The sequence below is a fragment of the Streptomyces sp. NPDC040545 genome (assembly GCF_055595065.1).
The window spans coordinates 16,004-38,185 of the sequence record NZ_JBVIWA010000004.1 but is presented as its reverse complement, the minus strand read 5'-3'; the positions used below and the strand labels follow the sequence as shown (position 1 = coordinate 38,185).

The window sequence follows — 22,182 nt, the reverse complement described above, 5'->3', positions numbered from 1 at the left end:
CGGCCGGGGCCCGTTCCCCTTTACGGGTTCCTTACGATGCTCGGCATGAAGGAACCCTCCCGCCAGCTGTTGTGGGAGCGGCGGAGCCAGACCCCGCTGCTCCTGCTCGCCGTGGCTTTCGCCGTGGCGTACGCCGTGCCCATCGTCGCCCCCGACGCGCGTGTGGAGGTGCACCGGGCCTGCACACACGTCGAGTGGGGGGTGTGGGGGGCCTTCGCCGTCGACTACCTGGTCCGCCTCGCCCTCGCGGCGGACCGCAAGCACTTCGTCCGGACCCACTGGCTGGACCTGGCCGCCGTGGTGCTGCCGCTCGTGCAGCCGCTGCGCCTGCTGCGGCTGGTCGCCACCTTGATGCTGGTGGGCCGGCGGGCCCGGATGGCTCCGCAGATCCAGCTGACGACGTATGTGGCCGGGGCCGTCGTGGGGCTGCTGATGTTCGGCTCGCTGGCGGTGCTGAGTGTGGAGCGGGACGCTCCCGACGGGAACATCAAGAACCTGGGCGACGCGGTGTGGTGGTCCTTCACCACGATGACGACGGTCGGGTACGGGGACCATTCGCCCACCACCGGTCTCGGCCGGGTCCTGGCCGTCGGTCTGATGCTGTCGGGAATCGCCCTGCTCGGTGTGGTGACCGCCAACATCGCCGCGTGGTTCATCTCCCGCTTCGAACGCGACGACCGGGCGGACATGCTCCAGCTGGCGGCCATCCGGGAACTGCGGGACGAGGTACGGGCGCTGCGCGGCGAGGTCGCCCGGCTGGGCGGCACCACGGCCCCGGCCACGAGCGCGGTCCCGGCCGCAGCCGCAGCCGCAGCCGGGCCCCCGGACGCGACCCCGGCCGACCCGCCGAACGCCCCGGCGCAGCGGGAAGCTACCTCTCCCACACCTTGAACGCCCGCACCTGGTAGGGCGACTGGGGCAGCCAGACCCCGTCGCCCGGATAGGTCTGGAACTCGCCCGTCTCGGCGCACTCGGCCGACTGGTAGGTGGTCACCGGGCGCCCGGTGCGGTTGGTGAGGGACTGGGCGCTGGTCCCGGCCGGCAGCGCGGTGCAGCTGTTGATGTCCAGGTTGCTGAGCTCGTGCGTCTGCCGCGCTCCCTTGAACTCCGGTTTCGCCCACAGGCACAGCTGTCCGGTCGCGCAGGCCCCGAGGGTCGGCGGGGCCGCGGCGTGCGCCGTGGTGGCCGTACTCGGGATGAGGGCGGTGAGGGCCAGGACGGTCGCGGCGAGGGTGGTCGTGGTGGTGGCGCGGGCGTTTCGACACGTACGCATGACGGGTCAACTCCTTGTGGACGGCGGGCGCCGGACCGTTTCCGGAAGCTCCGCCGACACCACGCTGACCTGCGGCGACGGCCGGGCGGAAGAGGCCCCGGACGGGTCCACCCGGATAGGCGACAGCCCCGGCAAAACCCTGCGGCATGGCCTTCGTACGTACGGAGTTGACGCCTCCGGCAGCCGCGGGGCCGGGCCCGCGGCCGCCCCGGCCGGGGTGCGGACCCGGCCCGGCCCGCACCCGAACGTGTCATGCGCGAGCGCTCCCGCGGGCCGGCCGAGGACCTCGGACGGTGGCGTCGCAAACGGCTTAACGCAGCGGTCGCCACCCCGTCGGTCACCGGTACTCTGACCGCCCACTCGGCGTCAGAAGGGAGCCCCGCGGTGATGACCGACGAGCGGTCGGCGACGGCCGCGCCGGTGACCGGACTGCGCGAACGCAAGAAACGGCGCACCCGGAACGCGCTGCTGCGCGCCGCCCTCCTGCTGTTCCTCTCCCAGGGGTACGAGCGCACCACCGTCGACGAGATCACCGACGCCGTGAACGTGTCCCAGCGCACCTTCTTCCGCTACTTCGCCAACAAGGAGGAGGTCGTCTTCGCCCTCCAGGGGCTGGTCGAGTCGCGGTTCGTCGCCGAACTGCACGCCCGGCCGGCGGCCGAGGGGCCCTTCGAGGCCCTGCGGGGCGCGGCGCTCGCGGCCTGGGACAGCGTCGAGCTGACCCTGTCCGAGGTGGTCCCGGTCGATCTCTACATGCGCAGCTACCGGTTGATCGAGTCCACCCCGGCCCTGCTCGCCGTGCACCTGCGGCGCTCCACGGAGCTGGAGGAACGGATCTCCCGGCTGATCGGCGCCCGCGAGGGGCTCGACGTGGACGCCGATCCGAGGCCGCGGGTCGCGGTCGCCGCGTTCTGCGGCGTGATGCGCGTCACGGGGCGGCTCTGGGGGAAGGGCGAGGACACCAGTGTGGAGTCGATCCGGGGACTGACGGAGACCTACCTCGACCGGATCGGCCCGGCGCTGACCTCCAATTGGCGCGGGTCCGCGTAGCCCGGCGGCCCGTGCCGTCCGGTCCGCCGACGGGCCGGAGGGTCCTGCGCCCGGGCCTCACGGAGTCCCACGGTCGGCCGTGAGTCCTGTCACCCGGCACGCCTGTGGCGTAAGACGTCTCATAGGCTGGTCACAGTGAACGTGCCCGGCCTTGCCCACCCCACCGCCCTCGGCGCCGACCCGCGCCCTGCCGCTTTGCGTGCCCTGCTCGCACTGGCGGTGGTCTTCATCATGCTGGCGACCACCGGCTGGACGGCCGTGCACCGGCCCGAGCAGGACACCCCGCTGCGGGTCGCAGCCCTTGGCGCCTGGGCCAAGGCCCGGGTCGACGGCCGCCCGGTGCCCCCCGCGGACGCCCCCGCACGGACGGTGGCCCGTTTCTTCGCGGGCCTCGACGGTGCCCAGCGCGCCCGGCTCGCCGACGGCTACCCGCTCGTCGTGGGCAACCTCGACGGGGCTCCCGCGGCCGTCCGCTACCGGGCCAACCAGCAGGGCCTGGAGCAGGCCCGCCGGATCGAGGAGGCCCGCAGCCGCGATGTCGCGCTGACCCCCGCCGACCGGTCCACGGCCACCCGGCGCTCCCACCGCTTCACCTCGCTCACCGAGCCGGGCCGCCAGATCCTCGCCTTCGACCCGAGCGGCAACGGCCGCGTGGCCGAGGTCTTCGGTGATCTCGCCGTGGCCGAGCGGGTCTCGGTGATCGTCCCCGGTGTCGACACCGACGTGCTCACCTTCGAGCGCACCCAGCGCCGGCTGACCTCCCCGGTCGGCATGGCCGAGTCCCTGTACGAGGCCCAGCGGGCGGCCGAGCCGGACAGCCGGACGGCGGTCATCGCCTGGGCCGGCTACACCGCCCCCACCGGCATCGGCGTGGACGCCGCCTCGGGCCGCATGGCCGCCGACGGCGCCGAGCTGCTGAAGTCCCTGACCACGGCCCTGCCCGGGGACGCGAGCGTGGCGCTGTTCTGCCACAGCTACGGATCGGTGGTCTGCGGTGTCGCGGCGCACGAGCTGCCGCACCGGGTGACCGACGTGGTGGTGGCGGGCAGCCCCGGGATGCGCGCGGAGAACGTCGCCGGGCTGCACACCTCGGCGCGGGTCTGGGCGACGCGCGACGAGGGCGACTGGATCGCCGACGTGCCGCACCTGGAGGTCGGCGGTCTGGGCCACGGTGCCGATCCGGTCTCCCCGGCGTTCGGCGCGCGGCTGCTGTCCTCGGCCCGGGCCAAGAGCCACACCGGCTATTTCGCGCCAGGTACGGACTCGATGGACAACTTCGCCAAGATCGGAACCGGCGCGTTCGCTTCCGTTGTCTGTGCGACCGGGAACGATGCGTGCCGGCGCGGGATTTCCGGGACAGAGCAGGACTGACGCGCGTAGAGGCGCGGAAACCGGTCCCCGCAACCGGGGGGACGTGCGGGGGCGCCGCCGTTTACGATGTGCCGCATGGGTGACGTACTGGCCGGAAATCATGCCGTCTGGGAGTTCGACTCGGACTCGGTGCTCATCCGCTTCGCACGGGGGATCAGAACGCCGAGGCTGCCACGACTCTGGCATGCCCTGGGCTCGCGCCGGATCCCCCTCGAAGCGGTGTCCGCCGTGACCGTGACCGTGACCGGCAACAAACGGGACACGGTGGTTCTGCGCGCCCTGCCGCGGCCGGGCGCGGATCCGCTGATGGAGGCCGCCGCCGGGCAGCTCAAGGAGGCCTGCGACCCCTACCGGCTGGTGCTGCCGGGCGACCGGGCGCCGGCCGCCACGGCCTTCGCCGACGAGCTGCGGTCCCGGCTCGGGCCGGATGCCGCCGAGCCGTCCGCGCGCTTCCTCGTCGACGTGCCGCAGCCGCCGCTGCACCTGAAGGCGTACGACGCCCGGGTGGGCTTCGACGGCTCGGCGATCACCTTCCAGTGGTCCCGTACGGGCGCCTCCAGCACCAAGTGGAAGGCAGGCGACCAGCGCTTCCCGCTGGCCGCGCTCACCGGCGTCGAGTGGAGCTCCCCCGAGAGCCCCGGCGGGCACCTGCGGCTGCTGCTGCGGGACACCACCGGTGACCCCCGCCCGGACCACGACCTGGCGGCGGCCGTCTTCGGCACGGGTTACGGGGCGGTGCACGAGTCGCTGCCGTTCGCCGCGGCCGTCCTGGCCGCCCTGCGCGCCCGTACCCCGGTCGCCTCCGTGCCCCGGGCCCGCTCCGGCGACGACCGGCTGCGGCACCTGAGCGAGCTGCACACGGCGGGACTGCTCACGGACGCGGAGTACGCGGCGCTGCGGGACCGGTTCGCCGCCGAGTCGCTCTGAGCGGGACCCGGCGGCCGGGCCGAAAGAGGCGGCTCAGGCCTCCCGCGCCGCCGAGGTGAAGCTCATGTCCGGGTAGCGGTTCCCGGCGACCTGCGCGGCGATCGGCTCCAGCAGGTCCAGCTCGGCCCGGGTGAGGGTGATCCGGGTCGCCCCGGTGTTCTCGCGCAGCCGTCCGGACTTGCGGGTGCCCGGGATCGGGACCACGGTCAGCCCGTGCACCTTCGCCCGCTGCTGCACCCAGGCCAGGGCGATCTGCCCCGGGGTCGCACCGCGCTCCGCGGCGATCTCCCGGACCGGGACCAGCAGCTCCGCGTTGGCCTTGGCGTTGTCGCCGTTGAAGCGCGGCTGGTAGCGGCGGAAGTCGTCCTGCGACAGCTCCGCGGAGGCGTCCGCGAAGGACCCGGTCAGGAAGCCCCGGCCGAGCGGGGAGTACGGCACGAAGGCCACACCCAGCTCCGCCGCCGCGCCGACCGCGCTGCGCTCCACGTCCCGGCTGAACAGCGACCATTCCGACTGGAGCGCCGCGATCGGGTGCACGTCGTGCGCCTCGCGCAGCTCCGCGCCGGTGACCTCGCTGAGGCCCAGGTGGCGGACCTTGCCCTCCTGCACCAGCTCCGCCATGGCGCCGACGGACTCCGCGAACGGCACGGCCGGGTCGCGACGGTGCATGTAGTACAGGTCGATGACGTCCACGCCGAGCCGGCGCAGGCTGGCCTCCACGGCCGCGCGGATGTAGCCGCGGTCGTTGCGCACGCCCCGGTACTGCGGGTCGTCGGTGCGCTCTATGGCGAACTTCGTCGCCAGGGTGATCTCGTCCCGGTGGGCGGCCACGAAGGGCGCCAGGAACTCCTCGTTGCGCCCCCGCCCGTAGACGTCCGCGGTGTCGAAGAGGGTGACCCCGGCGGCCAGCGCCGCGTCCAGGGTTTCCCGGGCCGCCGCCTCGTCGGTGTCCCCGTAGAACTCGCTCATGCCCATGCAGCCGAGCCCCTGGACGCCGACCAGCGGGCCGCCCTTGCCGAGCTCGACCTGTTCGAGGGTGGTGCCGTGCTCCGTCATTGCTGTGCCTTCCCCGATACCGTTTTCATGGCGTACATATCGATCTTGTAGTCCAGTACGGCGAGCGCGTCCGTGAGCTCGTTGATCCGCGAGCGCACCTCGCGGCGCGTGCGTTCCAGCAGCTCCCGGCGTTCCCCCACCGTGTGCTCGCCCTCGCGGACCAGTTCGGCGTACCGCACCATGTCCGCCACCGACATCCCCGTGGCGCGCAGCTTGCCCACGAAGGCGAGCCAGTCGAGGTCCTTGTCGGTGAAGCGCCGCTGTCCCGAGTGGGAGCGGTCCACGTGCGGCATCAGGCCGATCCGCTCGTACCAGCGCAGGGTGTGCTGGGTCAGACCGGTCCGGGCCTCGACCTCGCTGATCGTGTACCGCGTCTGCGTCAGGCTCTGGCTCATGACGCCACGCTAAAACCCTTGAGTGCACTCCAGGCAAGTAGGCTCGGCTCCATGGACAGCGTGGAGGACGGGAACGGCATGGAAAGCCTGCGGATCATCGAGACCTGGCCGGTGCCCACCGCCGCGGCGGCCGTCGTACGGGCCGACGGGAGCCTGGCGGGCTCCCACGGGCCCGTCGACCACCGGTTCGCCCTGGCGTCGGTCACCAAGCCGCTCGCCGCGTACGCCGCGCTCGTCGCGTACGAGGAGGGGGCGATCGAGCTGGACGAGCCGGCCGGGCCCGAGGGATCGACGGTCCGTCACCTGCTCGCGCACACCAGCGGCCTGGCCTTCGACGAGCACCGGGTGTCGGCCCCGCCCGGGCAGCGCCGGCTGTACTCGAACGCCGGTTTCGAAGAGCTCGGCGACCACATCGCCAAGGCCACCGGCATCCCCTTCGCGGAGTACCTGCACCAGGCGGTCTTCGAGCCGCTGGGCATGGAGCGGACCACCCTGGAGGGCTCGCCCGCCAAGGACGGCGTCTCGACCGTCGCCGACCTGCTGCGGTTCGCCGCCGAGCTGCAGGCGCCGCGGCTGCTGGACGTCCGTACGGTCGCCGAGGCCACCTCCGTGGTCCACCCCGGACTCAAGGGCGTCCTGCCGGGTTACGGGCACCAGTCCCCCAACGACTGGGGCCTCGGCCTGGAGATCCGCGACCACAAGTCCCCGCACTGGACGGGCGTTTCCTCCTCGCCGCGCACCTTCGGCCACTTCGGCCAGGCCGGCACCTTCCTGTGGGTGGACCCGGACGCGCGCGCCGCGTGCGTGGCGCTGACCGACCGCGCCTTCGGCCCGTGGGCGGCCGAGGCCTGGACCCCGTTCACCGACGCGGTGCTGGCCGAGCTGCGCTCGCGCTAGGGCAGCCCTGGGCAGGGTCCGGGAACTCCCAGATCAGCAGCTCCCCCGGGGACCCGGCGACGACCTCCAGGTCCCCTTCGGCGGTGATCCGTACCGAATCCCCGGGGCCCAGCTCCGCCCCGTCCAGGCGCACGTCCCCGCGCACCACGTGCAGGTACACCCGGTCGGCCGGGGGTACGGCGACGCGTTCGCCCGCGCCGGGCCGCCGGACGTGCAGCACGGCGCCGGCCTCGGGGACCTCGTAGGGCGTGGTGTCGGTGATCCCGCGGACGACCTCGTACGAGGGCTCGCCGCCCGCGGCGAGGGGCGCGAGCCACATCTGTACGAAGCGCAGCCGCCCGGCGCCGTCGTTGCGCTCCACGTGCCGCGCCCCGGATCCGGCGCTGAGCCGCTGCACGTCCCCGGCCCGCACCACGCTCTTCTCGCCGGTGCTGTCGTGGTGGGTGAGTTCGCCCTCGGTCACCCAGGTCACGATCTCGGTGTGGCTGTGCGGGTGCTCGTCGAAGCCGGCGCCCGGCGCGAGGGTCTCCTCGTTGCAGGCGAGCACCGGCCCGAAGCGCAGATTGTCCGGGTCGTAGAAGGCGCCGAAGGAGAAGGCGTGCCGGGTGGTGATCCCGGCGGCCGGGTCCCCGCCCTCGTACCGGTCGGCGCCGGGGCGAACATCAATCATGGACGCCACGGTAGACCCCGGCGCGGGCCGGGGCGCGGGCCGCGGGCGGGACCGGACTCCGCGTACCCGTCCCGATAAGGCAGTCTTGTCACGTGCCCCAACCCGAACGTGAGCATTCGCCCGCCACACATGCCGCGCATCCCGCTCCCGCCCATCCGCACACCGCGACTCTCCGGCGACTGGAGAAGTCCGCGGGCCGGCTGGCCGCCAACGCGATCGCGCGCATGGACGAGACCCTGCCGTGGTACCGGGCCATGCCGCCCGAGAACCGGTCCTGGATCGGCCTGGTCGCCCAGGCCGGCATCGCCGCGTTCACGGAGTGGTTCAGGCACCCGGAGACCCCGCAGGCCATCTCCACCGATGTCTTCGGCACGGCTCCGCGCGAGCTGACCCGGGCGATCACCCTGCGCCAGACCGTCGAGATGGTCCGCACCACGATCGAGGTCATGGAGTCCGCGATCGAGGAGGTGGCGGCCCCGGGCGACGAGTCGATCCTGCGCGAGGCGCTGCTCGTGTACGCCCGGGAGATCGCCTTCGCGACCGCCCAGGTGTACGCGCAGGCCGCCGAGGCGCGCGGGGCCTGGGACGCCCGGCTGGAGTCCCTGGTCGTCAACGCGGTGCTGTCCGGCGAGGCGGACGAGGGGGCGCTGTCGCGGGCGGCGGCGCTGGGCTGGAACTCCCCGGAGCACGTGTGCGTGGTGCTCGGCACCGCGCCGGAGGGCGACAGCGAGCTGACGGTCGAGGCGATCCGGCGCGCGGCCCGTCACCACAAGCTCCAGGTCCTCACCGGCGTGCTCGGGGACCGGCTGGTCGTCATCGCGGGCGGCAGCGACAACCCGATCCAGGTGGCCAAGTCGCTGATCGGACCGTTCGCGGCGGGTCCGGTGGTGGCCGGACCGGTGGTGTCCGACCTGCTGAACGCCACGAAATCGGCGCAGGCCGCGGCGGCCGGGCTGAAAGCGTGCACGGCCTGGCAGGATGCCCCTCGGCCGGTGCTGGCGGACGATCTCCTGCCGGAACGTGCCATCGCCTCCGATCCCGCCGCCAGGGATCAGCTGGTGGAGGAGATCTACAGACCACTGGAGGAGGCGGGGTCCGCACTGCTGGAGACCCTGAGCGTCTACCTGGAGCAGGCGAGCAGCCTGGAAGGGGCGGCGCGGATGCTGTTCGTGCACCCCAACACGGTGCGCTACCGGCTGCGACGTGTGACCGACGTCACCGGATGGTCTCCTTCTGATGTCCGCTCGGCGTTCACGCTGCGAATCGCCCTGATTCTCGGGCGTCTGGCCGACGGCGATCCCCAGTCCTAGACTTTTGTCGGACATCAACAATTACCCCGACGGTTCTTGGTCCCTGTCCCCACGGGCGGCAGGGACCATCCACAAGAGAGAGTGTGAGGGTGCTCGTACTCGTCGCTCCCGGCCAAGGCGCTCAGACGCCCGGCTTCTTGACTCCCTGGCTCGAACTTCCCGGTGCCGCTGACCGCGTCGCCGCGTGGTCGGACGCCATCGAGCTCGACCTTGCCCACTACGGCACGAACGCAGATGCCGACGCGATCCGCGACACGGCCGTGGCCCAGCCCCTGCTGGTCGCCGCGGGCCTGCTGTCCGCGTCCGCGCTCGGTTCCCCGGCCGTCTTCGGCGCCGTCGCCGGCCACAGCGTCGGTGAGATCACCGCCGCCGCCTACGCCGGCGTGCTGTCCGAGGCGGACGCGCTGTCGTTCGTCCGGACCCGCGGTCTGGGCATGGCCGAGGCCGCCGCCGTCACCGAGACCGGCATGGCCGCGGTCCTCGGCGGTGACCCTGACGTGGTCGTCGCACACCTGGAGAAGCTGGGTCTGACGCCCGCGAACATCAACGGCGCGGGTCAGATCGTGGCCGCCGGCACGATGGAGCAGATCGCCGCTCTGGAGGCCGACAAGCCCGAAGGCTCCATGAAGGTCGTCGCCCTCAAGGTCGCGGGCGCGTTCCACACGCACCACATGGCCCCTGCGGTCGCCACGCTGGAGAAGGCCGCCGAGGCCCTCACCCCGGCGGACCCGGCGCTGAAGTACGTCTCGAACAAGGACGGCCTTGTCGTCGCCACGGGCGCCGATGTCGTCGCCCGCCTGGTCGGTCAGGTCGCCAACCCGGTCCGCTGGGACCTGTGCATGGAGACGTTCGCCGCACTGGGCGTCACGGGAATCATCGAGCTCAGCCCCGGTGGCACCCTGACGGGTCTGGCCAAGCGCGCGCTGAAGGGCGTACCGAGCGTGGCTCTGAAGACCCCGGACGATCTCGACAAGGCCGCGGCGCTCATCGCCGAACTGACGGCCTGAGAGAAGGAGCCCACACAGCATGTCCAAGATCAAGCCGGCCAAGGGCTCCCCCTACGCCCGCATCCTCGGTGTCGGCGGCTACCGCCCGACCCGTGTGGTGCCCAACGAGGTCATCCTCGAGACCATCGACTCGTCCGACGAGTGGATCCGCTCCCGCTCCGGCATCGCGACCCGGCACTGGGCCTCGCCCCAGGAGACCGTCTCCGCGATGTCGGTGGAGGCCTCGGGGAAGGCGCTGGCCGATGCCGGTGTCGCCCCGGAGCAGATCGGTGCCGTAATCGTCTCGACGGTCTCGCACTTCAAGCAGACCCCGGCCGTCGCGACCGAGATCGCGCACCGGATCGGCGCGGGCAAGCCCGCCGCCTTCGACATCTCCGCCGGCTGTGCCGGGTTCGGCTACGGCCTGACCCTGGCCAAGGGCCTGGTGGTGGAAGGTTCCGCGGAGTACGTCCTCGTCATCGGCGTGGAGCGGCTCTCGGACCTGACCGACCTGGAGGACCGCGCGACGGCCTTCCTGTTCGGTGACGGCGCCGGCGCCGTGGTCGTCGGTCCGTCGGACGAGCCGGCCATCGGCCCCACGGTGTGGGGTTCGGAGGGCGACAAGTCCGAGACGATCAAGCAGACCGTGCCGTGGGACGAGTACCTCGGCAAGGACGGCGGCGAGAAGTTTCCGGCCATCACCCAGGAGGGTCAGGCGGTCTTCCGCTGGGCCGTCTTCGAGATGGCCAAGGTGGCCCAGCAGGCGCTCGACGCGGCCGGGATCACCGCGGACGACCTGGACGTCTTCATTCCGCACCAGGCGAACATGCGGATCATCGACTCGATGGTGAAGACTCTGAAGCTGCCGGAGCACGTCACGGTCGCCCGTGACGTGGAGACCACCGGCAACACGTCGGCCGCCTCGATTCCGCTCGCTATGGAGCGGCTCCTGGCGACCGGAGCGGCGAAGAGCGGCGACACCGCGCTCGTCATCGGCTTCGGGGCGGGGCTCGTCTACGCCGCGACGGTCGTTACCCTCCCCTAGGGCCGGGATCCACATCCCACCCTGTTCCACCTCAGTTAGCTATAGAAGGAGCGCCACATGGCCGCCACGCAGGAAGAGATCGTCGAGGGTCTCGCGGAGATCGTCAACGAGATCGCCGGTATCCCCACCGAGGACGTCGCGATCGAGAAGTCCTTCACCGACGACCTGGACGTCGACTCGCTCTCCATGGTCGAGGTCGTCGTCGCCGCCGAAGAGCGCTTCGACGTCAAGATCCCGGACGAGGACGTCAAGAACCTCAAGACGGTCGGCGACGCCGCTGACTACATCCTGAAGCACCAGGCCTGAGCCTGACGAGCGTTTGTCGCCACCTGGCGGTGGCGCCGTGACAATTCAGCACCCCCTGAGACGTGGAGAAAGAATTCCTGTGAGCCCGACCAATCGCACCGTGGTCGTCACCGGTATCGGCGCAACCACTCCGCTGGGTGGCGACAGCGCTTCGACCTGGGAAGGTCTGCTTGCCGGCCGTTCCGGCGTGAAGCCCCTGGAGGGCGAGCGCTTCGCCGAACTCCCGGTACGCATCGCCGCTCGGGCCGCCGTCGACCCGAGTGAGGTCCTGCCCCGGCCGCTGGCCCGCAAGCTGGACCGCTCGGCGCAGTTCGCCATCATCGCGGCCCGCGAGGCGTGGGCCGACGCCGGTTACACGACCCCGGCCGGCGAAGAGACGGAAACGGGCGCCTTCGTCGCGCCCCAGCGTCTGGGCACCGTGATCGCCTCCGGCATCGGCGGTGTCACCACCCTGCTCGACCAGTACGACGTCCTCAAGGACAAGGGTGTGCGCCGGGTCTCCCCGCACACCGTCCCCATGCTCATGCCGAACGGCCCGTCGGCCAACGTCGGCCTTGAGGTCAACGCCCAGGCGGGCGTGCACACTCCGGTCAGCGCCTGCGCGTCCGGTGCCGAGGCCATCGGCTACGCCGTCGAGATGATCCGTTCCGGCCGCGCCGACGTGGTCGTCGCGGGCGGCACCGAGGCGGCGATCCACCCGCTGCCGATCGCCGCGTTCGCCAACATGATGGCGATGTCCAAGAACAACGAGCACCCCGAGCAGGCCTCCCGCCCGTACGACAAGGCCCGTGACGGCTTCGTCCTCGGCGAGGGCGCGGGCGTCGTCGTCCTGGAGTCCGCCGAGCACGCCGCCGCGCGCGGTGCCCGGGTCTACTGCGAGGTGCTGGGCCAGGGTCTGTCCGCGGACAGCCACCACATCGCGCAGCCGGAGCCGACCGGCCGCGGTGTCGCGGCCGCGGTGCAGAACCTGCTCGACAACACGGGTCTGGACCCGGCCGAGCTGGTCCACCTGAACGCGCACGCCACGTCGACCCCGCAGGGTGACACGGCCGAGCTGAAGGCCCTGCGCAAGGTGCTGGGCGACGACCTCGACCACATCGCGATCTCCGCGACCAAGTCGATGACGGGTCACCTGCTGGGTGGCGCGGGCGGTATCGAGACCGTCGCGACCGTGCTGGCGCTGTACAACCGGCTGGCCCCGCCGACGATCAACATCGACGACCTCGACGAGGACATCGACGCGGACATCGTCGTCGGCGAGCCGCGCAAGCTGCCGGCCGACGGCCCGATCTCCGCGATCAACAACTCCTTCGGCTTCGGCGGCCACAACGTGACCCTGGCATTCCGCACGGTCTAGTACGTCCGAGCGTCCGAGCTACGCGAAAGGCCCACCCGGTGAATCCGGGTGGGCCTTCTGCGTGCCTGTCGTGTTCCTTCCGCGCGGGCCCGCCGCACACCTGCCGCGGGCTCAGACCACCTGGTGGAGCCAGCGGACCGGGGCGCCCTCGCCCGCGTAGCGGAAGGGCTCCAGCTCGTCGTCCCACGGCTTGCCGAGCAGCTTGGCGATCTCCGCCTCCAGGTCGGTCTCGCCGCGCGCGGAGCGGGCGAGGGCGGCGCGCAGCCGGTCCTCCGGGATCAGGATGTCGCCGTGCATGCCGGTGACGGCGTGGAAGATGCCGAGCTCCGGGGTGGAGCTGTAGCGCTCGCCCTCGGCGGTCGGGCACGGTTCCGCGGTCACCTCGAAGCGCAGCAGGTGCCAGCCGCGCAGCGCGGAGGCGAGTTTCGAGGCGGTGCCCGCGTCGGCCTGCCAGGAGAACTCGGCTCTCCAGGTGCCCGGGGAGGCGGGCTGTCTGATCCAGTCGAGGTTCACCCGCACCCCGAGCACGCCCGCAACAGCCCATTCCACGTGCGGGCAGAGCGCGCGCGGTGCGGAATGCACGTACAGAACTCCACGTGTCGTCACCGGGACCTCCAGTGTGGGACGAGGTCGGGAATAAACTCCAGAAAACGGACAGTATGTGACGTGATGTAATGTAACGGAATTTATTTGACATTGCGCTACGGGACCTGCGGCCGAAACGCCACGGGAAAAAGCTACCGTGCGCCAGGGGTCATGGTGTGACGTACGGTCGCTCCAAGACCCGTAAACACAGAGCTTTCACTCAGCAGGACCCCCCGAACGATGTGGGGACGACAAGGAGGACCCCTTCCCATGCGCACCACCGCTCCGCGCCGCCGCGCGCGCCGGACCCTCGCGGGCGCGGGCGCGGTGGTCGTCCTGCTGGCCGGGGCGGCCACCGGGTGCAGCTCGGGCGGGTCGGGCGAGCAGGGTGCAGAGCGCGGGGCGCAGGGCGCACCGCGCTGGAACACGGCGCCCGCCTCGATCGCGGCCGTGGGCGACTCCATCACGCGCGGTTTCGACGCCTGTTCGGTCCTGGCCGACTGCCCGGAGGTCTCCTGGGCCACCGGGAACGACCCCGCGGTCCGCTCCCTCGCCGCCCGGCTGCTCGGGGACGCCGAGGCGCCCGCCCGGAGCTGGAACTACGCGGTGACCGGCTCGCGGATGGCGGACCTGCCGGCCCAGCTGGCGGAGGCCGCCGCGCACAAGCCCGACCTGGTCACGGTCATGGTGGGCTCGAACGACGCCTGCCGGCCCACGGCTTCGTCGATGACTCCGGTGGCGGAGTTCCGGTCCGGTTTCGAGCAGGCCCTGGCGGGCCTGCGGGCCGCGTCCCCCGCCTCCCAGGTGTACGTCTCCAGCGTGCCGGACCTGCAGCGTTTGTGGGAGCAGGGCAAGGACCTCCCGATGGTGCGGCAGGTCTGGAAGCTGGGGATCTGTCAGTCCATGCTCGCCGATCCGCTGTCGGCGGCCTCGGGGGCGACGGCCCGGCGCGAGCAGGTGCGGGCGCGGGTGGTGGAGTACAACGAGGTGCTGCGCGAGGTCTGCGCGAAGGACGCGCTGTGCCGCTACGACGGCGGCGCCGTGTTCCAGTACCCCTTCGCGGCGGATCAGTTGAGCCGCTGGGACTGGTTCCATCCGGGCAAGGACGGGCAGGCGCGGCTCGCGGAACTGGCGCACCGCCAGGTGACGGCGGCCGAACCGCCACGTTGACGCCGGCACGCGGGCGGGTCCGGGGGCGGGTGTCAGGGCCCGCCCCCGGACCGGTTCTCAGGGGTGGTTTCCGGCCATACGGCGTGTCACGCGATGTCGAGCGTCGCGGTCAGCCGGGTGTCACCGTGCGCGTGGCTCGCGCGGACCTCGTAGGTGCCGCCGATCCGCCGCCAGCCGCGGCCCTCCTCGTCCCAGATCTCGAAGGCCCGGGCGGGCAGGGCGATCTCGGTCTCGACGCTCTCGCCGGGGCCCGCCGCGACGCCCGCGAAGGCGGCCAGCCAGCTCGCCGGGCGCTCCACGCCGTCGTGCGCGGGCGCCAGGTAGACCTGGACGACCTCGCGGCCGGGGCGGGCGCCGGTGTTGGTGAGGCGGACCCGGACCGTGTCGCCGGTGACCTCCAGGGAGTCGTACGTCCAGTCGGTGTACCCGAGTCCGTGCCCGAAGGGGTAGGCGGGGGTCACGCCGTGCTTCTCGTACGCCCGGTAGCCGATGAAGAGCCCCTCGCGGTACTCCAGTCGCCCGTCGGTGGGGACCACCTCGGTGACGGGCGCGTCCGCGAACCGCGCGGGCCAGGTGGTGGGCAGCCGCCCGCCCGGCTCCGCGTCGCCGAGGAGTACGTCGGCCAGCGCGGCCCCGCCCTCCTGCCCGGGGAACCAGGTCAGCAGGACGGCGGCCACGTCCTCGCGCCACGGGAGCTCCACCGGGGAGCCCGCGTTGACGACGACCACCGTGTTCGGGTTCACGGCGGCGACGGCACGCACCAGGTCGTCCTGGCGGCCGGGGAGGGTGAGGTCCTGCCGGTCGAAGCCCTCGGACTCCACGCGCTCGGTGGTGGCGACGACCACGACGGCCGTGTCGGCCTCGCGCGCGGCGGCCACGGCCTCGGCGATCAGCTCGTCGGCGTCGCGCCGCGGGCCGAGGTGGAGCAGCGAGAACATGATCGCCCTGAGCGGCAGCGCGGACATGTCGGGGACCTGGAAGGTCAGTGACACCTCGACGGGCTCGCCCTCGGCGAGGGTGAGGCGGGCGCGCTCGCTGGGTGCGCCGAAGAAGGCCTCGAAGGGGTCGGCCTCGTTGCCCATCTCCTGGACGCCGCTCCACAGCCGCTCGCCGCCGACGGCCAGGGCGAAGGCGCCGAGTCCGCGGGTGCCGAAGGCGTGCTCGCCGCTCTCGCGCGGCACGAACGTGCCGCGGACCTCGATGCTCGCCATGGTCTCGTAGGTGACCCCGGCGGGCAGGTCGTCGCCGATCCACTGGACCTGGCCCGAGGGCAGGCCGCCCTCGCCGAGGACGGCACCGGAGGCGTCGCGGCAGACGGCATGGAGTTCGAAGCCCTGGCCGGCGGGGGTGAGCTCGTCGGAGGGGTCGGCGCCGACGGTGTAGGTGAGGGCCCCTTCGGGGAGGGCGGCGGTGAGGCCGCCGAGCGGGGAGACGATCCGCTCGGGGAAGACGGTGGCGCTGCCCCCGCCGAGGACACGGGCGTCGCGGGCGGCGGCGCCGGAGAGGGCGACGGTGCGGCCGGCGGATCCGTCGAGCGGCAGCGCCCCTTCGTTGCGGACCAGGACGAAGCCGCGGGCGGCGAGCTCGCGGGCGAGCGCCTGGCCGTCGACCGGGGCCGGGGCGCTCTCCACGACGGCGGGGGCGCCCTCCAGGGCGCCGACGCGGGCGGCGAGGCGCAGGACGTTGCGCACGGCGTCGTCCACGGCGGACTCGGGGACCTCGCCGGCGCGGACGGCTCCGGCGAGGGCGGGGCCGTAGACGGTGGTGGGGCCGGGCATGGCCACGTCCATGCCGCCCAGGATGTCGCCGGCGGTGGAGCGGGCGGCCATCCAGTCGGAGACGTTGCAGCCGTCGAAGCCCCATTCGGCGCGCAGGACCTCGTTCACCAGGTACTGGTGCTCGGTCATGGTCGTGCCGTTGACCTGGTTGTAGGCGGTCATGATGCCCCAGGGGTGGGCATGGACGACGATGGCCTCGAAGGGCGCCAGGTACAGCTCGCGCAGCGGGCGCGGGGCGATGACGCTGTCGACGGTGAACCGGTCGGTCTCGGCGTCGTTGCCGACGAAGTGCTTGACGGTGGTGCCGACGCCGCCGTCCTGGACGCCGTTCACATAGCCGGAGCCGACGGCGCCGGTGAGGTACGGGTCCTCGGAGTAGCACTCGAAGTGCCGGCCGCCGAGCGGGGAGCGGTGCAGGTTGACGGTGGGCGCGAGGAGGACGTGCACGCCCTTGCGGCGGGCCTCCTGGGCGAGGAGCCGGCCGGCGCGGCGGGCGAGCTCCGGGTCCCAGGCGGCGGCGAGCGCGGTCGGGGACGGCAGGGCGATGGAGGGGTCGTCGGCGGTCCAGCGCACGCCGCGGACCCCGATGGGCCCGTCGGAGAAGACCAGGGACTCCAGCCCGATGGCGGGGACGGCGGGCAGGGACCACATGTCCTGGCCGGCCAGGAGCCGGGTCTTGGTGTCGAGGTCCAGTTTGCCCAGCGCCGCCTCGACGGCGTCGTTGCGGCTCTGTTCGCGGACCTGATCGGCATCGGTCACAGCCGTGCCTCCTCGTTGAGTGCGGTTGCTCGGTGCGGTGCCCTCATCGTGGACCTGATACCTGTTGAACGGTAGGGTTCGTAATGTGTTCGTGACATTTGGATGCCGTACGGTCCTGTGGGCAGGGCACAGCGCGTGAACGGGAAGGGGTGCCGGGTCGATGGTCAGGGCGAGGAGCGAGGAACGCCGCGGGGAGATCGTCCGCGCGGCCGTCGAGGTGATCGCGGAGCGCGGCTACCGGGGCGCGTCCCTGGCCACCGTTGCCGAACGCGTGGGCCTGACCCAGCAGGGGCTGCTGCACTACTTCCCGACCAAGGAGGCCCTGCTGGTCGCGGTGCTGGAGGAACGCGACCGCTGGGACACGGGCGGCGGCTCGCGCTCCGCCGCCGACACCTGGCGCCTGGACCTGCTGGACTCGCTGGTCGAGTACAACGCGATGCGCCCGGGCATCGTGCAGACCTTCTCGGCGCTGCTCGGCGAGAGCGTCACCGACGGGCACCCGGCCCGGGAGTTCTTCACCGAGCGCTACGCCCAGGTCCGCTCGGAGATGGCGGCGGTGCTGCGCGCCGAGTTCGGCGACCGCCTGCCCTCCGGCCTCACCCCCGAGCAGGTGGCCCCGCTGCTGACGGCGGTCATGGACGGCCTCCAGTACCAGTGGCTGCTGGCCCCGGAATCGGTGGACATGCCCGCCGCCTTCCGCTCCTTCCTGACCCTGCTGCGGGGCCCGCAGGCCTAGTGCTGTGACCGGGAAGGTTCACCGGGTCACAGCACTAGGGGGCAAGACACCCCCTGGGTCTAGTCGACCTGGAGCTCGCCCATCCGGCTCCAGCCGGTCGCGCCCTCGATGGTGGTGCTGACGATCTCGGGCGTACGGGTCACCAACGGCCGCATGGTCTCCAGCGCGGCGCTGAAGTGCTCGGAGGTGACGTGCGCTTCGGCGGCGCCGTCCTGGAAGGCCTCGACCAGCACGTAGGTGTTCGGCTCCTCCAGGCTGCGCGACCACTCGAACCACAGGTTCCCGGGTTCGGCGCGGGTGGCGCGGGTGAACGGCGCGACCTTGTCGGGCCACGCGTCGACGCATTCGGGCTTGACGGGGAATTTCACCACAATGAAGATCACACCGGCATTTTATGCAGGCCGAGCCACTCCGCGGGCGAACTCCCGCTGCCCCGGCCGGGTCAGGGGCGCAGGGCGGAGAGGTCCCGGGCCGCGAGGTCCGGGCGGGACGTCAGCACGGCGTGGACCGACTCCAGGACCGGCAGCGGCGCGTGGGCCGTGGCCAGGGCCACGTCCTTCGCGGCCGGGGCGACCGGGAAGTGCGAGGCGTCGGCGTACGCACGGGCCACCGCGGCCGCCGGCGGACCTCGGGCCAGCTGCGCGCGGACCAGCTCCTCCGGCAGGCCCAGGGCTCCGCCCAGCCTCAGCGCCCCGCCCACCAGGGCCGCCCCGGCCACCAGGGCCACCCCGCCGACCGCCGTGTTGATCAGCACCAGTTTCAGCGCCGCGCCCGAACCCGCAGGGCCGCACACGGTGACTTCACCGAGGGTGTCGAGGACCCGCCGGACCGGGCGGGGCAGCGGGTCGCCGCCCGCCAGCACCCACAACGCGCCGCCGGGTCTACGCCGCCACCCCGCGCGGGATCGCCCCCTCCCCCGCCGCTCTCGCCTTCCTGTCCCTGCTGAAGGAGGTCGCGGCCGGTCTGGCATCCTGACCCGGTGAAGATCGCCGCAGCGCAGCTGACCTGCGCCCCCGCCGATGTCCGGACCAACGTCGCGCGCGCCGCGGACCTCGCCGCCGCGGCCCGCGCACAGGGCGCCGAGCTGGTGGTATTCCCCGAGCTCACGCTCACCGGCTACGAGCTCGCCGCGCTGGCCGCCGACCCGGGGCTGTGGACGGCCGCCGACGACCCCCGGCTGGATCCGCTGCGCTCCGCCGGGATCGCCACCGCGGTGAACGTCGTCCTGCCCACCGGCGGCCCGCGCCCGGCCATCGCGACGCTGGTCCACGACGCGGACGGCGCGCACGTGACGACGTACGCGAAGCAGCACCTCTACCGGCACGAGCAGGAGGTCTTCGAGCCGGGCCGGGGCGACGGGCGCTTCGAACTCGGCGGGATCCGCTTCTGTCTGGGCATCTGCTTCGACAACCACTTCCCCGAACTGCCCGGCCGGGGCGCCGCCGACGGCTGCCGGGTCCACCTGGCGAGCTCCCTGTACGGCACGGGCGACGGGATCCACGAGCGGGCCACCGTGTACCCCGGGATCGCGAAGGAGCACGGCCTGTACGTGGTCCTCGCCAACCACGTCGGCCCGGCGGGCGCGTGGACCGGCTGCGGCCGCTCGGCCGTGTGGGGCCCGGGCGGCGCCCTGCTGGCCGAGGCCGACGACCGTACGCCCTCGGTGGTGACGGCCTCGGTCGCGACGGTCCCGGTGGGATGAGGTGGGCGCCATGAGCGACTTCGAGACAATCACGGTCCCGGAACGCCTCCACGGATATCCGGGGGTGGCCTTCGGCGGCTACGTGGCGGGCGTACTGGCCGCCCGGGCCGCCGCGAAGGACGTACGGGTGGACTTCCGGCGGCCCGTGCCGACCGGTGCGCCGGTGCGGCTCGCCGCGACCGCGGACGGCGGCTGCGAGCTGACGGACGGCGAACTGCTGCTGGCCGCGGCGACCCCGGCCGAAGCGCCCTGTGCCGGCTCGCCCGAAGCCCCGTCCTGGGACCGGGCCGTGGCCGCGGCCGAGGCCTTCCGGGCGGACCCGCCGGACGGTCAGGCCGACTGTTTCGGCTGCGGCCTGGACCGGACGCCCGCCACCGGGCTGCGCCTGCACTGCGGTACGGTGCCGGGCCGCGAGCTGGTCGCCGCGGCCTGGACGCCCCCGCCCGAACTCGGTGGCACGGACGGGCTGCTGCCGCCCGAGCTGGTGTGGGGCGCGCTGGACTGCCCCGGGAACGCGGCCGGGCGGCTGCTCGACGGCCGCCCGGCCGGTGCGGTCACGGCCGCGCTCGGCGCCCGGCTGCTGCGGCCGGTGCCGGTGGGCGAGGGGCTCGTCTCGTACGCCTGGATGTTGTCGTCCTCGGGCCGCAAGTACACCGTGGGCACGGCCCTGGCCACGGCCGACGGCGAACTGTGCGCCGTCGCCGAGGCGCTGTGGGTCCAGCCGCGCGCGTAGGCACTCACGCGGTGTCGGCCAGCAGGTGCTTGCCGCCCCACGCCCCCAGGGGTTCCAGGGCCGCGCTCAGGTCCTGGCCCAGCGGGGTCAGGGAGTACTCGACGCGCGGCGGGACCTCCTCGTACACCTCGCGGTGCACGATGCCGTCGGCCTCCAGCTCGCGCAGCTGGGCGGCGAGCACCTTCTCCGAGACACCCGGGACGAGCCTGCGCAGTTCACCGAACCGGTGGGGCCGCTGATCCAGCCCACAGGAGCGACACCTTCCACTTGCCGTCGATCACGGACATCGCCGCGGCGATCCCACACCGATCCGCACCAGGCCTTCCTGCCACCGCCATCGCACACCCTCCCCGCCTGCTCGCCCACCTTGGGGTAACCACCCACTCCGAGGTGCGTACAACTCGCTCACCCCGCTCGGCCTCGGCGACATGGGCACCGCCCTGAAGGACCTGGCTCCGCTGCTGTCCGAGTGGCTCGGCGCGATGGGCTTCTTCGCCGGCAACGCCGCCGAGCGGCTGACCTCGCGGGACTTCACCTCGGGGGTGGTGTCCGGCCTGGCCATGCAGGTCGCGGGCAGCGGCACGATGCTGCGCACCGCCGAGGAGCAGGGCGTCAGCGCCGAGCTGATCACCCCGTACGTGGACCTGCTGCGCCGCCGGCTGGCCGCGGACCCGGCCGCGCACGGCGGGGAGGACACGACGGGGGCCGTCCTGCTGCTGAAGCGGTAGGCGGCCGAAGCCCCGGGACCCCTAGGAGTACGCGGGCGGTGGCGGTCCGAAACCCGCGGGGGTGGTTTCGGCGGCCGGGGCCTCGTCGCTCCGCATGAGGTCGCGGGCCATCAGCGTGGCGCCGGCCACCGCGCCCGGCATCAGGAACACCGCGACCAGCGGCACCAGGAACGCCAGGACCAGCGGTACCCCGAAGCCCAGCACCAGCATCCGCCGCGAGCGCATCAGCTCCAGCCGGTCGGGCAGTTCCACCTTGCGCCGCTGCAGGGCCACGGCGGTGAGCTCGTGGGTCAGGAAGTACCCGGAGACGCAGAAGCCGAGCACCGGGATCACCGTCTGGCCGATCACCGGGACGAATCCGAGGGCGAAGAGCAGGATCCCGTACAGCAGCACCCGTGCGAGCACCTTCACGCTGTCCCGGGCCGAGACCCACAGCTCCAGCCAGAGCGGAAGCCCCGACCGCGGCACCTCGCCGCCCTCGCTGCGGTCGACCTGCTCCGAGAGGGACTCGTAGAACGGCTGGCCGATCAGCAGGGTCACGGCGGTGAAGGTGATCACCGCGAGGAACAGTCCGAGGCCGAAGAGCAGGGCGGTCAGGAAGCCGCGGAAGAGCGGGAGCCAGGGCGAGGACCAGTCGTCGGCGAAGGGGGTGGCCCAGGCGGTCAGGTCGTCGGCCCCGTAGCCGAGCCCGATCAGGGCGCCCGCGTACAGGACGAGCGCCACGAGCCCGGGCAGCAGCCCGAAGCCCAGCCACCGGCCGTGGCGGAACACCCATCGCTGTCCGGCCAGCAGATACCGGAAGCCCCCCGCAAGATCACGCATGGGGCCAGTTTACGGCGAAGGCCGCACCCCGGTCGGGGTGCGGCCTTCGCGCTGCGAGCGCCGGATCAGACGGCGAGCTCGACGGTGATGTTGCCGCGGGTCGCCTTGGAGTACGGGCAGACCTCGTGGGCCTTCTCGATGAGGTCCTTGGCGGTGGCGGCGTCCACGTTCGGGATCACGGCGGAGATCTTGACGATCAGGCCGAAGCCCTCGTCGTTCTTGCCGATGCCGACCTCGGCGGTGACCGTGGAGCCGGAGATGTCGGCGTTCACGTTCTTCGCGACGACGCCCAGGGCGCCCTGGAAGCAGGCGCTGTAGCCGGCGGCGAACAGCTGCTCCGGGTTGGTACCGGCGCCGCTGCCACCGAGCTCCTTCGGCGGGTTCACGACGACGTCGAGCTGACCGTCGTTGGTGGCGACGCGACCGTCACGGCCGTTCTCGGCGGTGGCGACAGCGGTGTAGGCGACGTCGGACTGCTGGATGGACATAAAGGAAAATCCTCCTGGTAATCGCCGTGAGTCGCGCC

General features: G+C 72.7%; 25 protein-coding genes and 1 pseudogene. 15 read left to right on the top strand and 11 right to left on the bottom strand.

Annotated features, from left to right (window positions below):
- Positions 1-45: 45 nt before the first annotated feature.
- On the top strand, positions 46-891 hold the full coding sequence (locus ACZ573_RS10660) for a potassium channel family protein (protein ID WP_471301901.1): 846 nt from the start codon (positions 46-48) through the stop codon (positions 889-891).
- Here ACZ573_RS10660 and ACZ573_RS10655 read toward each other — a convergent pair.
- Positions 872-1,273 carry a peptidase inhibitor family I36 protein gene (locus ACZ573_RS10655; protein WP_471301898.1) on the bottom strand — a complete coding sequence of 134 codons (402 nt, stop codon included), beginning with the start codon at positions 1,271-1,273 and terminating at the stop codon, positions 872-874. The two genes, ACZ573_RS10660 and ACZ573_RS10655, sit on opposite strands and share 20 nt — an antisense overlap.
- 387 nt (positions 1,274-1,660) lie before the next feature.
- On the opposite strand from ACZ573_RS10655, the gene ACZ573_RS10650 reads away from it, so the two are divergent.
- The 3 genes from ACZ573_RS10650 (at position 1,661) to ACZ573_RS10640 (ending at position 4,621) form a co-directional block, all read left to right on the top strand.
- Positions 1,661-2,323: a TetR/AcrR family transcriptional regulator gene (locus ACZ573_RS10650; RefSeq protein WP_471301895.1), complete on the top strand. Its 663-nt coding sequence runs from the start codon at positions 1,661-1,663 to the stop codon at positions 2,321-2,323.
- Between the two features lie 219 nt (positions 2,324-2,542).
- On the top strand, positions 2,543-3,694 hold the full coding sequence (locus ACZ573_RS10645; protein WP_471302636.1) for an alpha/beta hydrolase: 1,152 nt from the start codon (positions 2,543-2,545) through the stop codon (positions 3,692-3,694).
- A gap of 66 nt (positions 3,695-3,760) precedes the next feature.
- A complete protein-coding gene (locus ACZ573_RS10640; protein WP_471301893.1) occupies positions 3,761-4,621 on the top strand; it encodes a DUF4429 domain-containing protein in 861 nt (286 codons plus the stop codon).
- Positions 4,622-4,654: 33 nt separating this feature from the next.
- Here the strand turns inward: ACZ573_RS10640 and ACZ573_RS10635 are convergent, their stop codons facing one another.
- Together ACZ573_RS10635 and ACZ573_RS10630 are read right to left on the bottom strand one after the other, a co-directional pair.
- The gene (locus ACZ573_RS10635) at positions 4,655-5,677 is read right to left on the bottom strand and encodes an aldo/keto reductase (RefSeq protein WP_471301889.1); all 1,023 of its coding nucleotides are present in this window, start codon (positions 5,675-5,677) and stop codon (positions 4,655-4,657) included.
- Positions 5,674-6,072 (bottom strand): MerR family transcriptional regulator, encoded by a 399-nt coding sequence (locus tag ACZ573_RS10630; protein ID WP_351149291.1) that lies wholly within the window; start codon positions 6,070-6,072, stop codon positions 5,674-5,676. The genes ACZ573_RS10635 and ACZ573_RS10630 overlap by 4 nt, the downstream gene beginning before the upstream one ends.
- Before the next feature lie 78 nt (positions 6,073-6,150).
- Here ACZ573_RS10630 and ACZ573_RS10625 point away from each other — a divergent pair, with 78 nt between their 5' ends.
- Positions 6,151-6,969 (top strand): serine hydrolase domain-containing protein, encoded by an 819-nt coding sequence (locus ACZ573_RS10625; protein ID WP_390799579.1) that lies wholly within the window; start codon positions 6,151-6,153, stop codon positions 6,967-6,969.
- Here ACZ573_RS10625 and ACZ573_RS10620 read toward each other — a convergent pair.
- On the bottom strand, positions 6,932-7,639 hold the full coding sequence (locus tag ACZ573_RS10620; protein ID WP_471301886.1) for a pirin family protein: 708 nt from the start codon (positions 7,637-7,639) through the stop codon (positions 6,932-6,934). The two genes, ACZ573_RS10625 and ACZ573_RS10620, sit on opposite strands and share 38 nt — an antisense overlap.
- A 92-nt stretch (positions 7,640-7,731) precedes the next feature.
- Here ACZ573_RS10620 and ACZ573_RS10615 point away from each other — a divergent pair, with 92 nt between their 5' ends.
- The 5 genes from ACZ573_RS10615 to ACZ573_RS10595 all read left to right on the top strand — a co-directional run bounded on the left by ACZ573_RS10615 (position 7,732) and on the right by ACZ573_RS10595 (position 12,643).
- Positions 7,732-8,949, top strand: a complete 1,218-nt coding sequence (locus ACZ573_RS10615; protein WP_301371398.1) for a PucR family transcriptional regulator — start codon at positions 7,732-7,734, stop codon at positions 8,947-8,949.
- A gap of 89 nt (positions 8,950-9,038) precedes the next feature.
- Positions 9,039-9,956, top strand: a complete 918-nt coding sequence (locus ACZ573_RS10610) for an ACP S-malonyltransferase (protein WP_471301882.1) — start codon at positions 9,039-9,041, stop codon at positions 9,954-9,956.
- 19 nt (positions 9,957-9,975) lie between these two features.
- The gene (locus ACZ573_RS10605; RefSeq protein WP_030009996.1) at positions 9,976-10,980 is read left to right on the top strand and encodes a ketoacyl-ACP synthase III; all 1,005 of its coding nucleotides are present in this window, start codon (positions 9,976-9,978) and stop codon (positions 10,978-10,980) included.
- A gap of 57 nt (positions 10,981-11,037) precedes the next feature.
- Positions 11,038-11,286, top strand: a complete 249-nt coding sequence (locus ACZ573_RS10600; protein WP_030009997.1) for an acyl carrier protein — start codon at positions 11,038-11,040, stop codon at positions 11,284-11,286.
- A gap of 79 nt (positions 11,287-11,365) precedes the next feature.
- Entirely contained in the window at positions 11,366-12,643 is a 1,278-nt protein-coding gene (locus ACZ573_RS10595; protein ID WP_471301879.1) for a beta-ketoacyl-[acyl-carrier-protein] synthase family protein, read from the top strand.
- Between the two features lie 111 nt (positions 12,644-12,754).
- On the opposite strand, the gene ACZ573_RS10590 is transcribed toward ACZ573_RS10595, so the two are convergent.
- Entirely contained in the window at positions 12,755-13,249 is a 495-nt protein-coding gene (locus ACZ573_RS10590) for a DUF3145 domain-containing protein (RefSeq protein ID WP_362168811.1), read from the bottom strand.
- Between the two features lie 249 nt (positions 13,250-13,498).
- Here ACZ573_RS10590 and ACZ573_RS10585 point away from each other — a divergent pair, with 249 nt between their 5' ends.
- Positions 13,499-14,398 (top strand): SGNH/GDSL hydrolase family protein, encoded by a 900-nt coding sequence (locus tag ACZ573_RS10585; RefSeq protein WP_471301877.1) that lies wholly within the window; start codon positions 13,499-13,501, stop codon positions 14,396-14,398.
- An 86-nt stretch (positions 14,399-14,484) separates the two neighbouring features.
- On the opposite strand, the gene ACZ573_RS10580 is transcribed toward ACZ573_RS10585, so the two are convergent.
- On the bottom strand, positions 14,485-16,935 hold the full coding sequence (locus ACZ573_RS10580) for a beta-glucosidase (protein WP_471301874.1): 2,451 nt from the start codon (positions 16,933-16,935) through the stop codon (positions 14,485-14,487).
- Positions 16,936-17,095: 160 nt separating this feature from the next.
- Here ACZ573_RS10580 and ACZ573_RS10575 point away from each other — a divergent pair, with 160 nt between their 5' ends.
- A complete protein-coding gene (locus tag ACZ573_RS10575) occupies positions 17,096-17,671 on the top strand; it encodes a TetR/AcrR family transcriptional regulator (protein WP_471301871.1) in 576 nt (191 codons plus the stop codon).
- Between the two features lie 59 nt (positions 17,672-17,730).
- Here ACZ573_RS10575 and ACZ573_RS10570 read toward each other — a convergent pair whose 3' ends face one another.
- Positions 17,731-18,054 carry a putative quinol monooxygenase gene (locus tag ACZ573_RS10570; RefSeq protein ID WP_471301869.1) on the bottom strand — a complete coding sequence of 108 codons (324 nt, stop codon included), beginning with the start codon at positions 18,052-18,054 and terminating at the stop codon, positions 17,731-17,733.
- Between the two features lie 59 nt (positions 18,055-18,113).
- Positions 18,114-18,539, bottom strand: coding sequence for an NAD(P)-binding domain-containing protein (locus ACZ573_RS10565; protein WP_471301866.1), 426 nt, complete (start codon positions 18,537-18,539; stop codon positions 18,114-18,116).
- 111 nt (positions 18,540-18,650) lie between these two features.
- On the opposite strand from ACZ573_RS10565, the gene ACZ573_RS10560 reads away from it, so the two are divergent.
- Positions 18,651-19,373 carry a carbon-nitrogen hydrolase family protein gene (locus ACZ573_RS10560; protein WP_471301863.1) on the top strand — a complete coding sequence of 241 codons (723 nt, stop codon included), beginning with the start codon at positions 18,651-18,653 and terminating at the stop codon, positions 19,371-19,373.
- 10 nt (positions 19,374-19,383) lie between these two features.
- Positions 19,384-20,106, top strand: a complete 723-nt coding sequence (locus ACZ573_RS10555) for a PaaI family thioesterase (RefSeq protein ID WP_471301860.1) — start codon at positions 19,384-19,386, stop codon at positions 20,104-20,106.
- 4 nt (positions 20,107-20,110) lie between these two features.
- On the opposite strand, the pseudogene ACZ573_RS10550 reads toward ACZ573_RS10555, so the two are convergent.
- A pseudogene (locus ACZ573_RS10550) lies at positions 20,111-20,444 on the bottom strand (winged helix-turn-helix transcriptional regulator).
- A 90-nt stretch (positions 20,445-20,534) separates the two neighbouring features.
- Between ACZ573_RS10550 and ACZ573_RS10545 the strand changes: the two are divergent.
- A complete protein-coding gene (locus ACZ573_RS10545; protein WP_471301857.1) occupies positions 20,535-20,834 on the top strand; it encodes an imine reductase family protein in 300 nt (99 codons plus the stop codon).
- A gap of 21 nt (positions 20,835-20,855) precedes the next feature.
- Here ACZ573_RS10545 and ACZ573_RS10540 read toward each other — a convergent pair whose 3' ends face one another.
- The gene (locus tag ACZ573_RS10540; protein ID WP_471301854.1) at positions 20,856-21,656 is read right to left on the bottom strand and encodes an EI24 domain-containing protein; all 801 of its coding nucleotides are present in this window, start codon (positions 21,654-21,656) and stop codon (positions 20,856-20,858) included.
- A 65-nt stretch (positions 21,657-21,721) separates the two neighbouring features.
- The gene (locus ACZ573_RS10535; RefSeq protein WP_030011104.1) at positions 21,722-22,144 is read right to left on the bottom strand and encodes an organic hydroperoxide resistance protein; all 423 of its coding nucleotides are present in this window, start codon (positions 22,142-22,144) and stop codon (positions 21,722-21,724) included.
- Positions 22,145-22,182: the final 38 nt, after the last annotated feature.

Bases quoted from the DNA above. Each gene is read 5' to 3' on its own strand.
- ACZ573_RS10605 (WP_030009996.1), top strand. From the start codon at position 9,976: ATGTCCAAGATCAAGCCGGCCAAGGGCTCCCCCTACGCCCGCATCCTC.
- ACZ573_RS10575 (WP_471301871.1), top strand. From the start codon at position 17,096: ATGGTCAGGGCGAGGAGCGAGGAACGCCGCGGGGAGATCGTCCGCGCG.
- ACZ573_RS10620 (WP_471301886.1), bottom strand. From the start codon at position 7,639: ATGATTGATGTTCGCCCCGGCGCCGACCGGTACGAGGGCGGGGACCCG.
- ACZ573_RS10650 (WP_471301895.1), top strand. From the start codon at position 1,661: ATGACCGACGAGCGGTCGGCGACGGCCGCGCCGGTGACCGGACTGCGC.
- ACZ573_RS10660 (WP_471301901.1), top strand. From the start codon at position 46: ATGAAGGAACCCTCCCGCCAGCTGTTGTGGGAGCGGCGGAGCCAGACC.
- ACZ573_RS10555 (WP_471301860.1), top strand. From the start codon at position 19,384: ATGAGCGACTTCGAGACAATCACGGTCCCGGAACGCCTCCACGGATAT.
- ACZ573_RS10535 (WP_030011104.1), bottom strand. From the start codon at position 22,144: ATGTCCATCCAGCAGTCCGACGTCGCCTACACCGCTGTCGCCACCGCC.
- ACZ573_RS10625 (WP_390799579.1), top strand. From the start codon at position 6,151: ATGGAAAGCCTGCGGATCATCGAGACCTGGCCGGTGCCCACCGCCGCG.
- ACZ573_RS10630 (WP_351149291.1), bottom strand. From the start codon at position 6,072: ATGAGCCAGAGCCTGACGCAGACGCGGTACACGATCAGCGAGGTCGAG.
- ACZ573_RS10540 (WP_471301854.1), bottom strand. From the start codon at position 21,656: ATGCGTGATCTTGCGGGGGGCTTCCGGTATCTGCTGGCCGGACAGCGA.
- ACZ573_RS10640 (WP_471301893.1), top strand. From the start codon at position 3,761: ATGTGCCGCATGGGTGACGTACTGGCCGGAAATCATGCCGTCTGGGAG.
- ACZ573_RS10635 (WP_471301889.1), bottom strand. From the start codon at position 5,677: ATGACGGAGCACGGCACCACCCTCGAACAGGTCGAGCTCGGCAAGGGC.
- ACZ573_RS10585 (WP_471301877.1), top strand. From the start codon at position 13,499: ATGCGCACCACCGCTCCGCGCCGCCGCGCGCGCCGGACCCTCGCGGGC.
- ACZ573_RS10655 (WP_471301898.1), bottom strand. From the start codon at position 1,273: ATGCGTACGTGTCGAAACGCCCGCGCCACCACCACGACCACCCTCGCC.
- ACZ573_RS10600 (WP_030009997.1), top strand. From the start codon at position 11,038: ATGGCCGCCACGCAGGAAGAGATCGTCGAGGGTCTCGCGGAGATCGTC.
- ACZ573_RS10545 (WP_471301857.1), top strand. From the start codon at position 20,535: ATGGGCACCGCCCTGAAGGACCTGGCTCCGCTGCTGTCCGAGTGGCTC.